The sequence below is a fragment of the Streptomyces sp. HUAS ZL42 genome, from assembly GCF_040782645.1.
Taxonomy (GTDB): Bacteria; Actinomycetota; Actinomycetes; order Streptomycetales; family Streptomycetaceae; genus Streptomyces.
The window spans coordinates 6,105,534-6,117,892 of sequence record NZ_CP160403.1; the positions used below are offsets into that span (position 1 = coordinate 6,105,534).

The window sequence follows — 12,359 nt, forward strand, 5'->3', positions numbered from 1 at the left end:
CCGCCAGCGTGCGGGTCCCGGCAGGGGCTGTCAAGGCCTGGTCCGAATGTCTGGACAAAACATTGACAGGGTGACGTGGACGGGGCTACAAAGCCGTGAGAGCCGATCGACGGGACACAGGCGCAAGGGCTCGGCGGGACGAAGGGAACTCGATGGCGTACGACCTGATCACCATGGGCCGGATCGGGGTGGACCTCTATCCGCTGCAGACTGGCGTTCCGCTGGCCCAGGTCACGACCTTCGGGAAGTTCCTCGGCGGCTCGGCCTCCAACGTCGCGGTCGCCGCGGCCCGCCTCGGCCGCAGCACCGCCGTGATCACCCGCACCGGCGACGATCCCTTCGGCGCCTACCTGCACGAGGCGCTGCGCGGCTTCGGCGTCGACGACCGCTGGGTCACGCCGGTTCCCGGACTGCCGACCCCGGTGACCTTCTGCGAGGTGTTCCCGCCGGACGACTTCCCGCTGTACTTCTACCGGCAGCCCAAGGCGCCCGACCTGGAGATCGACGCCCACGAGCTCGACCTCGACGCCATCCGCGAGGCCCGCATCTTCTGGGTCACCGGCACGGGCCTGAGCGAGGAGCCGAGCCGTACGGCGACGCTGGCGGCCCTCGCCCACCGCGCCAAGGCCGGTACGACGGTCTTCGACCTCGACTGGCGGCCCATGTTCTGGAGCAGTGACATCAGCGGCTCTCGCCGCGGGCCGGCGTCCGCCCGGCCCTTCTACGCCGAGGCCCTGAAGCACACCACCGTCGCCGTGGGCAACCTCGACGAGGTGGAGGTGGCCACCGGCGTCCGTGAGCCGCACGCCGCCGCCCGGGCCCTCCTCGACGCCGGTGTCGAGATCGCCGTCGTGAAGCAGGGGCCCAAGGGTGTCCTCGCCGTCAACAGGGACGGCGATTCCGCCGAGGTGCCGCCGCTTCCGGTCAACGTCCTCAACGGCCTCGGCGCGGGCGACGCCTTCGGCGGCTCCCTCTGCCACGGCCTGCTCAACAACTGGGACCTCGAGAAGATCATGCGGTACGCCAACGCGGCCGGCGCCATCGTCGCCTCCCGCCTGGAGTGCTCCTCCGCGATGCCGACGCCGGACGAGATCGAGGCCGCGATCACCGCGGGGGCCGTCAAGTGACCGTCGACATCGCGGAACTCGTCCGCCTGCGCACCCACCGCCCCGAGGCGATAGCCGAGGCAGCGGCCCGTCGCCCCCGCCGGCCCCTGATGAACGACACCGGCCGGCTGATGATCGTCGCCGCCGACCACCCGGCCCGCGGCGCGCTCGGCGTAGGCGACCGCAAACTGGCCATGGCCAACCGGGTCGACCTGCTCGAGCGCCTCTGTCTGGCGCTCTCCCGCCCCGGCGTCGACGGTGTCCTCGCGACCGCCGACATCCTCGACGACCTCCTCCTGCTCGGCGCCCTCGACGGCAAGGTCGTCATGGGCTCGATGAACCGCGGCGGCCTGCAGGGCGCCAGCTTCGAACTCGACGACCGCTTCACCGGTCACCGAGCCGAGGACATCGAGCGCCTCGGCTTCGACGCGGGCAAGCTGCTGCTGCGCATCGACTACGACGACCCGGGCTCCCTCACCACCCTGGAGTCCACCGCCCGCGCCATCGACGACATGGCGGCGCGCAGGCTTCCCCTGTTCGTCGAGCCGTTCATCAGCGCCCGCACCCCCGAGGGCAAGGTCAGGAACGACCTGTCCGCCGAGGCCGTCACCAGGTCCATCGCCATCGCCTCCGGCCTCGGCGGCACATCGGCGTACACCTGGCTGAAGGTGCCGGTCACCGACAACCCCGACGACATGGCCGAGGTCATGGCGACGTCGACGCTGCCCGCCGTGCTGCTCGGTGGTGAGGTGGGCGAGGACCAGGACGGCGCGTACGAGAAGTGGCGCGGCGCCCTGCAACTGCCGACCGTGCGCGGTCTGGTGGTGGGGCGTTCGCTGCTGTACCCGGCCGACGGTGACGTGGCCGCGGCCGTGGACACCGCCGTAGGACTGCTGTGAGGGCCGCATGAGCAACGAGTTGTACATTCCGCGCGGTACCACCGCGGACGCCGACCACGTCCTCGACATCGACCCCAAGCGGGCCGGCTGGACGTACAGCAGTCTGCGGATCGTCGAGCTGGAGCCGGGCGGCACGCACGCCCTGACCGCCGGGGACAGCGAGTGGATCGTGCTTCCGCTGCAAGGCGGATGTACCGTGCAAACAGAGGACGAAGAGTTCCAACTCCTGGGCAGGGAAAGCGTGTTCGCCGGAGTCTCGGACTTCGCGTACGTGCCCCGTGACGCCCGGGCACAGATCGCCTCCGGCGCGGGAGGCCGCTTCGCCCTGGCAGGAGCGAAGTGCGAGCGACGACTCCCCGCCCGCTACGGCCCCGCGCCGGAGGTCCCCGTCGAGGAGCGCGGCAGCGGCACCTGCACCCGCCACGTCCGCAACTTCGCCTCCGCCGACGCCTTCGACTGCGACAAGCTCATCGCCGTCGAGGTCATCACCCCCGGCGGCAACTGGTCCTCGTACCCCCCGCACAAGCACGACGAGCACCGCCCCGGTGAGGAAGCGGAGCTGGAGGAGATCTACTACTTCGAGATCGACGGCCCGAACGGTTTCGGTTATCAGCGCGTATTCCCCTCGCGTGAGGGCGGATCGGACGTCCTCGCGGAGGTCCGCTCCGGCGACGCCGTCCTCGTCCCCGACGGATGGCACGGCCCGTCCATCGCCCAGCCAGGCCACGCCATGTACTACCTGAACGTGATGGCCGGTCCGGGTGAGACGCGGGAGTGGCGGATCTGCTTCCACCCGGCCCACGTAGAAAGCACTGGGGGTTACCGATGACGGCGCAGACCTCAACGACGAGGCTCACGGTCGCCCAGGCGCTCGTCCGCTTCCTCGCCGCCCAGTACACGGAGCGCGACGGCGTACGGCGGCGGCTGATCGACGCGACCTGGGGCATCTTCGGCCACGGGAACGTGGCGGGGCTCGGCCAGGCGCTCATCGAGTACGCCGGCGACATGCCGTACCACCAGGGCCGCAACGAGCAGTCCATGGTGCACGCGGCGGTCGGCTACGCGCGCCAGTCCAACCGCCTGTCCACGCACGCGGTGACGACCTCCATCGGCCCGGGCGCGACCAACCTGGTCACGGGCGCCGCGCTCGCGACCGTCAACCACCTCCCGGTCCTGCTCCTGCCCGGCGACATATTCGCCACCCGCCCCGCCGACCCGGTCCTGCAGCAGCTCGAAGTCCCGTACGCGGGCGACGTGTCGGTCAACGACTGCCTGCGCCCCGTGTCGAAGTACTTCGACCGCATCACCCGGCCCGAGGCGCTGATCCCGGCGGCCCTGCAGGCGATGCGCGTGCTCACCGACCCGGTGGAGACCGGCGCCGTCACGCTCGCGCTGCCCCAGGACGTCCAGGCCGAGGCGTACGACTGGCCCGACGAGTTCTTCGCCGAGCGCACCTGGGTCGTACGCCGTCCGGGCGCCGACCCCACCGAACTCGCCGAGGCCGTACGGGTGATCAGGGCCGCGAAAAGGCCGCTGGTCGTGGCCGGCGGCGGCGTCCACCACAGCCGCGCCGAGGAGGCCCTCGCCGAGTTCGCGGAGGTCACCGGCATCCCGGTCGCGTCCACCCAGGCCGGCAAGGGCTCCCTGCGCTGGGACCACCCCCAGGACGTCGGCGGCATCGGCCACACCGGCACGGCCACCGCGGACGAACTCGCCCGCACGGCCGACCTGGTGATCGGCGTCGGCACCCGCTACACCGACTTCACCACCGCCTCCGGCACCCTCTTCGCCGGTGACGGGGTCCGCTTCCTCAACCTCAACATCGCTCCGTACGACGGCCACAAGCTCGCCGGCATGCCGCTGATCGCGGACGCCCGCAGCGGCCTGCAGGAGCTGACCCAGGCCCTGGAGATGCACGGGCACCGGGTGGCCGACCCGTACGTCGCCGAGTACACCGAGGACAAGGACCGCTGGGAGCACCGCGTCGACGCCTGCTACGAGGCCGACGAGCCGGACGTACGGCCCACCCAGCCCCAGGTCCTCGGCGCGCTGGACGCCGTCGTCGACGAGTCGGACGTGATCATCAACGCGGCCGGTTCGCTCCCCGGCGACCTGCACAAGCTGTGGCGGGCACGCTCGCGGGACCAGTACCACCTGGAGTACGGCTACTCCTGCATGGGCTACGAGATCCCGGCGGCGATCGGCGTGAAGATGGCCGCTCCCGACCGGCCCGTGTGGGCGCTGGTCGGCGACGGAACGTACCTGATGATGCCGACGGAGATCGTCACGGCCGTGCAGGAGGGGATCGCGATCAAGATCCTGCTCGTGCAGAACCACGGCTACGCGTCCATCGGCGGTCTGTCGGAGACGGTGGGCGGCGAGCGGTTCGGCACCGCGTACCGCTACCAGTCCGACGACGGTACGTACACGGGGGCGCCGCTGCCCGTGGACCTCGCCGCCAACGCGGCGAGCCTCGGCATGCGGGTGCTGCGCGCGAAGACCGTCCGCGACTTGCGTGAGGCACTCGCCGAGGCGCGCGCCGCCGACACTCCCACTTGTGTCTACGTGGAGACCGAAACGGCAGACACAGTGTCGGGCCCGCCGCCCGCGCAGGCCTGGTGGGATGTACCTGTGGCCGAGACCGCGACCCGAGCGTCGGCGGTGAAGGCCCGTGAGCTGTACGAACGGCACGTCTCGACCCGACGCCGCCATCTGTGAAGGAGTAACTGGTCATGACGAAGATCGTCAACCACTGGATCGGCGGCAAGACCGTCGAAGGCGCGTCGGGCACGTACGGGCCGGTCACCGACCCGGCCACCGGCGCGGTCACCACGAAGGTCGCGTTCGCGACGGTCGACGAGGTGGACGCCGCGGTCGCCGCGGCGAAGGACGCCTTCGTGACCTGGGGCCAGTCCTCGCTGGCCCAGCGCACCTCGATCCTGTTCAAGTTCCGTGCGCTCCTCGACGCCCACCGCGACGAGATCGCCGAGCTGATCACCGCCGAGCACGGCAAGGTGCACTCCGACGCGCTCGGCGAGGTCGCCCGCGGCCTGGAGATCGTCGACCTCGCCTGCGGCATCAACGTGCAGCTGAAGGGCGAGCTGTCCACGCAGGTCGCCAGCCGGGTCGACGTGGCCGCGATCCGTCAGCCGCTGGGTGTCGTCGCGGGCATCACGCCGTTCAACTTCCCGGCGATGGTGCCGATGTGGATGTTCCCGATGGCCATCGCGTGCGGCAACACGTTCGTGCTCAAGCCGTCCGAGAAGGACCCGTCGGCCTCCCTCAAGCTGGCCGAGCTGCTGGCCGAGGCCGGCCTGCCGGACGGCGTCTTCAACGTCGTGCACGGCGACAAGGTGGCCGTCGACCGCCTCCTGGAGCACCCGGACGTCAAGGCCGTCTCCTTCGTCGGCTCCACCCCGATCGCCCGCTACATCCACACCACCGCCTCCGCCAACCACAAGCGTGTGCAGGCCCTGGGCGGCGCGAAGAACCACATGCTGGTCCTGCCGGACGCCGACCTGGACGCGGCCGCCGACGCCGCCGTCTCGGCCGCCTACGGATCGGCGGGCGAGCGCTGCATGGCCATCTCGGCCGTGGTCGCGGTCGGTGCGATCGGCGACGAGCTGGTGGAGAAGATCCGCGAGCGCGCCGAGAAGATCAAGATCGGCCCGGGCAACGACCCGACGTCCGAGATGGGCCCGCTGATCACGAAGGTGCACCGCGACAAGGTCGCCTCCTACGTCGAGGGTGCGGCGGCCGAGGGCGCCGAGGTGGTGCTGGACGGCACGGGCTACACCGTGGACGGCTTCGAGGACGGCCACTGGATCGGCATCTCCCTGCTGGACAAGGTGCCCACCACCGCCAAGGCCTACCAGGACGAGATCTTCGGCCCCGTCCTGTGCGTGCTGCGCGTGGCGACGTACGAGGACGGCGTGGCCCTGATCAACAGCTCGCCGTTCGGCAACGGCACCGCCATCTTCACCCGGGACGGCGGCGCCGCCCGCCGCTTCCAGCTGGAGATCGAGGCCGGCATGGTCGGCGTCAACGTCCCCATCCCGGTCCCCGTCGGCTACCACAGCTTCGGCGGCTGGAAGGACTCGCTCTTCGGCGACCACCACATCTACGGCAACGACGGCACGCACTTCTACACCCGCGGCAAGGTCGTCACCACCCGCTGGCCCGACCCGGCCGACGCCCCCGCAGGCGTCGACCTGGGCTTCCCGCGCAACCACTGACGTCCTTCACGGGGCCGTCCGCACAGCGGACGGCCCCCTTTGTGACCGTCAGGTGAAGTCCCACGTCACCACCGTGCACGTCCCGTCGTCCTTGCCACCCGCACTGCGATAGGTGGCGAGGGCGACGTCGTTCCCCGTGTCGATCAGCACCCACATCCCGTAGCAGCCCAGCTCGCGCCCCAGCGTGCCGAGCCGCCGGATCAGTGCCCGCCCGATCCCCCGGCGCCGGTACGGCTCCGCGACTCCGAGTTCGTAGAGCAACATCTCGGTGCCCTTGTCCGGGTGGACGGTCTCCACCCCGCTGACGAATCCGACCGGCGCCTCCTCCCCGTCCTCGTAGGCCAGGAAGAGATGGTGTCCGGCGGCGGTCAGGAAACGCTCCGCCCACTCGGTGCGGACGGGGTGGTCGAAGAGGTGCTCGGCCGCGGCGACTTCGGCGACGGTGCCGGCCCGGCGGACCGCGAACGTGTCGAAGCTGTCGAACTTGTCCATGGGGCTTCGTACCACGGGTCTTCGTACCGCGGGCGCGGTATGCCGCAGTAGCCCTGTACGCCCCTGGGAGGGGGCACGGTTCGGTCTCCGGTCGACAACTCGACGACAGGTTCACCCCGTACCGTTGAAGCATGGATCTTCGACAGCCCCGGGAGGGGCGCGCCGGTGACGAGGGCACGAGCGCGCGGAGGCCCGAAGGGCTGAGCACGGTCGTGCCCTCGTCACCGGCTGGAGCGCCCCTCCCGGGGCGCATGAGGCAGGGCGTGCCCGGCTTGCGAGGGCTGCTGCGGCGGCCCCGGCGTCTTCTTGCCGCCGGGGCCGCGGTCGTGGTGCTCGCCGGTGCCGGTACATGGACGGCCGTCGCCGACGACGACGCGCCCCCGGTGCACCGCACGGACCGGGTGATGGCCGTCGACGGGGTGCGCCTCGACACCTCGTACTTCACCTCCGGCTCCGCCGGCCGCCGTCCCGCCGTCCTGCTCGCGCACGGCTTCGGCGGCAGCAAGGACGACGTACGGCAGCAGGCCGAGGACCTGGCCCGGGACGGATACGCCGTACTGACCTGGTCCGCGCGCGGCTTCGGCAGGTCCACCGGGAAGATCGGGCTGAACGACCCGAAGGGCGAGGTCGCCGACGTCTCGAAGCTGATCGACTGGCTGGCGAAGCAGCCCCAGGTCCAGCTCGACAAGGCGGGCGACCCGCGCGTGGGCGTCGCCGGCGCCTCCTACGGCGGCGCGATCTCCCTGCTGTCCGCCGGATACGACGACAGGGTGGACGCCATCGCCCCGGCGATCACGTACTGGAACCTCGCGGACGCCCTGTTCCCGAACGGCGTGTTCAAGAAGCTGTGGGCCGGCATCTTCTTCAACAACGGCGGCGGCTGCGACAAGTTCGAGCCCGCGCTGTGCGCGATGTACGACCGGGTCGCCGAGTCCGGTACCCCGGACGCCGCCGCCCGTGAACTCCTCGAAGAGCGCTCGCCGTCCGCGGTCGGTGACCGCGTCAAGGTGCCCACCCTGCTGGTGCAGGGCCAGGCCGACTCCCTCTTCACGCTCGCCCAGTCCGACGCGGCCGCGAAGGCCATCCGCGCCAACGGCGCCCCCGTGGACGTCGACTGGATCGCGGGCGGCCACGACGGCGGCAACATGGAGACCAGCCGCGTGCAGGCTCGGGTGGCCGCCTGGTTCGACCGCTACCTCAAGGGCGACAAGGGCACCGACACCGGGCCCGCCTTCCGCGTCACCCGCACCGGAGGAGTCGACTCCACCGATGGGACCATCCCGCTGCGGGGCGCGAGCGCGGACACCTACACCGGCCTGGAGAACGACCGCAGGACGATCAGGCTGACCGGCCGTGAGCAGAGCTTCGACAACCCCGCCGGAGCCAGCCCGCCCGCCCTCTCCGCGCTGCCCGGCCTGGGCGGCTCCAGCCTCGGCCAACTCTCGGCGTTCGGCGTCGGGGTCTCGCTCGACTTCCCCGGCCAGTACGCGGCATTCGAGTCGGCGCCGGTCACCGGCGACCTGCGGATCACCGGCGCTCCGACCGTCACCGTCCACGTGAGGTCCAGCAGCGAGGAGGCCGTGCTCTTCGCCAAGGTGTACGACGTCGGCCCCGGCGGCACCCAGCAGCTGCCCTCCCAGCTGGTCTCGCCGGTCCGCGTCGAGGGCGCCAAGGCGGGCAAGGACGTGACGATCACCCTCCCGGCGATCGACCACGACGTCGACGACGGCCACCGCCTGCGCCTGGTCCTCGCCTCCACCGACCTCGGCTACGCCTCTCCGGCGGCCCCGGCGACCTACACGGTCTCCGTGAAGAGCGACCTGAACGTACCCACAGCATCCGGCGTGACGACCGCGGCCGCACCCCTTCCGTCCTGGGTGTGGTGGCTGCCCCTCGCGGGCGCCGGTCTCGCCCTGGTGCTGCTCCTGACCGGCCGCCGCCGCACCGTCACTCCCGCCCCCGACCCGGAGTTGGCCGAGGTCCCGCTCCAGATCACCGGCCTGAGCAAGAAGTACGCGGGCGGCGACCGCTACAGCGTCCGCGACCTCTCCTTCCGCGTCGAGAAGGGCCAGGTGCTGGGCCTCCTGGGGCCCAACGGCGCGGGCAAGACGACCACCTTGCGCATGCTGATGGGTCTGATCAAGCCCGACGAGGGCGAGATCCGTGTCTTCGGCCACGCCATCCGACCGGGAGCCCAGGTGCTGTCGAGGGTCGGCTCCTTCGTCGAGGGCGCCGGCTTCCTCCCGCACCTGTCCGGCCGGGAGAACCTGGACCTGTACTGGCGGGCCACCGGCCGCCCGGCCGAGGACGCCCACATGGACGAGGCCCTGGAGATCGCCGGCCTCGGCGACGCCCTCGCCCGCGCGGTGCGCACCTACTCGCAGGGCATGCGTCAGCGCCTCGCCATCGCCCAGGCCATGCTCGGTCTGCCCGACCTGCTCATCCTCGACGAACCCACCAACGGCCTCGACCCGCCCCAGATCCGCGAGATGCGCGAGGTGATGATCCGGTACGCGGCCGCCGGACGCACGGTGATCGTCTCCAGCCACCTGCTGGCGGAGGTCGAACAGACCTGCACCCACCTCGTGGTGATGGACCGGGGACGGCTCGTGCAGGCGGGCCCGGTCGGCGAGATCGTCGGCTCCGGCGACACCCTGCTCGTCGGCACCGCCGCGCCCGTCGAGGAACCCGTCGTCGAGAAGGTGGCCGCGCTGCCCGGTGTGGTGTCGGCCGCCCGCACCGACGACGGACTCCTGGTCCGCCTAGCCCCGGACGGCAGCGCACGGCGTCTCGTCGTCGAGCTCGTACGACTGGAGGTGCCCGTCGAGTCGGTCGGCCCCCACCGCCGCCTCGAGGACGCCTTCCTCACCCTGATCGGAGGTTCCGCATGAGCACGCTCACCGAGCGCACGGAGCCCCATGAGACCGCCTCCGGCTACCGCGCGGGCCGCACCCTGCCGCTCCGCGTCGAGCTGGTCCGCCAGCTCAAGCGGCGCCGCACGCTGATCATGGGCGGCATCCTCGCCGCGCTGCCGTTCGTCCTCGTCGTCGCCTTCGCGATCGGCGGCGAGCCCGGCGGCCGCAACAACCAGGTGACTCTGATGGACACGGCCACCGCGTCCGGCGGCAACTTCGCCGCGGTGAACCTGTTCGTGTCCGCGGGCTTCCTGCTCGTCATCCCCGTCGCCCTGTTCTGCGGGGACACGGTGGCCTCGGAGGCGAGCTGGTCGTCCCTGCGCTATCTGCTCGCGGCGCCCGTGCCGCGGGCCCGGCTGCTGTGGTCCAAGCTCGTCGTCGGGCTCGGCCTCAGCCTGGCCGCGATGGTGCTGCTGCCGGTGGTGGCGCTCGCCGTCGGCACCGCCGCCTACGGCTGGGGCCCGCTGCAGCTTCCCACCGGCGGCGCGCTCGACTCCGGGACCGCCGCTCAGCGGCTGCTCGTGGTGGTGGCGTACATCTTCGTCTCCCAACTGGTCACCGCCGGGCTCGCGTTCTGGCTGTCGACGAAGACGGACGCCCCGCTCGGAGCGGTCGGCGGCGCGGTCGGCCTCACCATCGTCGGCAACGTCCTGGACGCCGTGACGGCCCTCGACCACTGGCGCGACTTCCTGCCCGCGCACTGGCAGTTCGCCTGGGCGGACGCCGTCCAGCCGCATCCCGAGTGGTCCGGCATGATCCAGGGCACCGCGGTCTCCATAACGTACGCCCTGGTGCTGTTCGCCCTGGCCTTCCGGGGTTTCGCCCGCAAGGACGTGGTGTCGTAGGTCAACGGAGGATCACCCACCGGTCTCGACGGGCCGTTTCCGTGCCCACTTCGAGACTCATCCGCAACGCTCCGTAACGCACGTTCCTGCCCCCTGCGCCGTCACAGTCACAGACGTCGACGTCAACGGACTCAGGGGGCAAGGCAGATGGAGACCTCTCGTATACGGCGGCTGCTCGCGTTCACCGCGGCGACCGGACTGCTCCTCACCGGCTGCGGCGCGGGCGGCGCCGACGGCAGCAGCGCGGACGGCTCGAAGCACGAGGCGTCCGGCTTCCCGGCCCCCGCCCACACCGGGGGCAGCGGCGAACAGCGTCAGGACGAGGACGGAACCTCCCGCGACGTCGAACCCTCACCCGACTACCTCTCCACCTTCGCCCTCGACGTCGACACCGCCTCCTACGGCTACGCCCGCCGCACCCTCGCCGAGGGCCGCACCCCCGACCCCTCGACGATCCGCCCGGAGGAGTTCGTCAACAGCTTCCGCCAGGACTACGAACGCCCCGACGGCAACGGTTTCTCCGTCACCGTCGACGGAGCCCGCACGGACGACGAGGACTGGTCCCTGGTCCGCGTCGGCCTCGCCACCCGCAACGCCGAGGGAACCGGCGAACGCCCGCCCGCCGCCCTCACGTTCGTCATCGACATCTCCGGCTCGATGAGCGAACCCGGCCGCCTCGACCTCGCCCGGAAATCCCTGAACACGATGACCGACCGGCTGCGCGACGACGACTCGGTCGCCATCGTCACCTTCAGCGACAAGGCCGAGAGGGTCCTGCCGATGACCCGGCTCGGCGACCACCGCGGCCGCGTCCACGACGCGATCGACAGTCTCGAGCCCACGTACTCCACGAACCTCGGCGCCGGCGTCGAGACCGGCTACGCCACCGCCGTCGACGGCCTGCGCAAGGGCGCGACCAACCGCGTCGTCCTCGTCTCCGACGCGCTCGCCAACACCGGTGACACCGACGCGGACACGATCCTCCAACGCATCGAGGGCGCCCGCCGCGAACACGGCATCACCCTCTTCGGCGTCGGCGTCGGCAGCGACTACGGCGACGCCCTGATGGAACGCCTCGCCGACAAGGGCGACGGTCACACGGTGTACGTGTCCGGGGAGGACGACGCCGCCGAGGTGTTCTGCGAGCAGCTCCCGCGGAACATCGACCTCACGGCCCGCGACGCCAAGGCCCAGGTCGCCTTCGACCCGGAGACCGTCGCCGAGTTCCGCCTCGTCGGCTACGACAACCGCCGGGTCGCCGACGACGACTTCCGCGACGACCGCGTCGACGGCGGCGAGGTCGGCCCCGGCCACACCGTCACCGCCCTCTACGCCGTGCGCACCGAGCCGGGAGCCGACGGCCACCTCGCCACCGCCACCGTCCGCTGGCTCGACCCCGACACCCGCACCCCGCACGAGACCACGGGCCAGCTGGAGACGGACGCCCTGCACGACTCGGTGAGCGACGCCTCAGCGCGCTTCCAGGTCACCACGACCGCCGCCTACTTCGCCGACGCCCTGCGCCACTCGGACGTCCGGCTGCCGGACGCCCCCACGCTCGGCGAACTCACCGACCGGGCCGACGACTTGGCGAGGAAGACCGAGGACAGGGAGGTACGCGACCTCGCGGAGGCGATCGCCCAAGCCGACCGTCTCGACACATAGTGCCCCAACAGGCAACGTTCGCCCCGTCGCAACGCCCGGCACGCACTCTCGCCGCACCGGGCACAAGCCCGAGTACGTCCAGTACGAGGACTTGCACCCGGCACGCCGAGAGCACGCACGGGACGCCGCTCCTTGACGGGCAACCGTCGCCTGGCGGGGCACTGGTACTCGTCCTTACTCTCGAGTAAGTTGACCTCCCAGC

Annotated in this window: 9 protein-coding genes; 8 read left to right on the forward strand and 1 reads right to left on the reverse strand. The window is 71.4% G+C overall.

Going from position 1 to position 12,359, the window contains the following annotated elements; genetic code table 11:
* Positions 1 to 152 precede the first annotated feature (152 nt).
* From iolC to mmsA, 5 genes are read left to right on the forward strand one after another with little or no spacing between them, the layout of a single operon-like run.
* On the forward strand, positions 153 to 1,127 hold the full coding sequence (gene iolC, locus ABZO29_RS28090; protein WP_367322954.1) for a 5-dehydro-2-deoxygluconokinase: 975 nt from the start codon (positions 153 to 155) through the stop codon (positions 1,125 to 1,127).
* Positions 1,124 to 2,005, forward strand: a complete 882-nt coding sequence (locus tag ABZO29_RS28095; protein ID WP_367322955.1) for a deoxyribose-phosphate aldolase — start codon at positions 1,124 to 1,126, stop codon at positions 2,003 to 2,005. Before iolC ends, ABZO29_RS28095 begins: the two co-directional genes overlap by 4 nt.
* 7 nt (positions 2,006 to 2,012) lie before the next feature.
* On the forward strand, positions 2,013 to 2,834 hold the full coding sequence (iolB, locus tag ABZO29_RS28100; RefSeq protein ID WP_367322956.1) for a 5-deoxy-glucuronate isomerase: 822 nt from the start codon (positions 2,013 to 2,015) through the stop codon (positions 2,832 to 2,834).
* On the forward strand, positions 2,831 to 4,723 hold the full coding sequence (gene iolD / locus ABZO29_RS28105; RefSeq protein ID WP_367322957.1) for a 3D-(3,5/4)-trihydroxycyclohexane-1,2-dione acylhydrolase (decyclizing): 1,893 nt from the start codon (positions 2,831 to 2,833) through the stop codon (positions 4,721 to 4,723). The genes iolB and iolD overlap by 4 nt, the downstream gene beginning before the upstream one ends.
* A gap of 14 nt (positions 4,724 to 4,737) precedes the next feature.
* Positions 4,738 to 6,240: a CoA-acylating methylmalonate-semialdehyde dehydrogenase gene (gene mmsA, locus ABZO29_RS28110; protein WP_367322958.1), complete on the forward strand. Its 1,503-nt coding sequence runs from the start codon at positions 4,738 to 4,740 to the stop codon at positions 6,238 to 6,240.
* Positions 6,241 to 6,288: 48 nt separating this feature from the next.
* Here the strand turns inward: mmsA and ABZO29_RS28115 are convergent, their stop codons facing one another.
* A complete protein-coding gene (locus ABZO29_RS28115; protein WP_367322959.1) occupies positions 6,289 to 6,732 on the reverse strand; it encodes a GNAT family N-acetyltransferase in 444 nt (147 codons plus the stop codon).
* Between the two features lie 251 nt (positions 6,733 to 6,983).
* Between ABZO29_RS28115 and ABZO29_RS28120 the strand changes: the two genes are divergently transcribed.
* From ABZO29_RS28120 to ABZO29_RS28130, 3 genes are all read left to right on the forward strand, one after another.
* Entirely contained in the window at positions 6,984 to 9,623 is a 2,640-nt protein-coding gene (locus ABZO29_RS28120) for an alpha/beta fold hydrolase (RefSeq protein WP_367326270.1), read from the forward strand.
* Positions 9,620 to 10,492: an ABC transporter permease gene (locus tag ABZO29_RS28125; protein WP_367322960.1), complete on the forward strand. Its 873-nt coding sequence runs from the start codon at positions 9,620 to 9,622 to the stop codon at positions 10,490 to 10,492. Before ABZO29_RS28120 ends, ABZO29_RS28125 begins: the two co-directional genes overlap by 4 nt.
* A 147-nt stretch (positions 10,493 to 10,639) precedes the next feature.
* Complete coding sequence (locus ABZO29_RS28130; RefSeq protein ID WP_367322961.1) at positions 10,640 to 12,157, forward strand: von Willebrand factor type A domain-containing protein; 1,518 nt, start codon at positions 10,640 to 10,642, stop codon at positions 12,155 to 12,157.
* Positions 12,158 to 12,359: the final 202 nt, after the last annotated feature.

Coding starts and splice junctions, on each gene's coding strand:
- ABZO29_RS28120 (WP_367326270.1), top strand. CDS start 6,984: ATGAGGCAGGGCGTGCCCGGCTTGCGAGGGCTGCTGCGGCGGCCCCGG.
- iolD (WP_367322957.1), top strand. CDS start 2,831: ATGACGGCGCAGACCTCAACGACGAGGCTCACGGTCGCCCAGGCGCTC.
- ABZO29_RS28130 (WP_367322961.1), top strand. CDS start 10,640: ATGGAGACCTCTCGTATACGGCGGCTGCTCGCGTTCACCGCGGCGACC.
- ABZO29_RS28115 (WP_367322959.1), bottom strand. CDS start 6,732: ATGGACAAGTTCGACAGCTTCGACACGTTCGCGGTCCGCCGGGCCGGC.
- iolC (WP_367322954.1), top strand. CDS start 153: ATGGCGTACGACCTGATCACCATGGGCCGGATCGGGGTGGACCTCTAT.
- iolB (WP_367322956.1), top strand. CDS start 2,013: ATGAGCAACGAGTTGTACATTCCGCGCGGTACCACCGCGGACGCCGAC.
- mmsA (WP_367322958.1), top strand. CDS start 4,738: ATGACGAAGATCGTCAACCACTGGATCGGCGGCAAGACCGTCGAAGGC.
- ABZO29_RS28125 (WP_367322960.1), top strand. CDS start 9,620: ATGAGCACGCTCACCGAGCGCACGGAGCCCCATGAGACCGCCTCCGGC.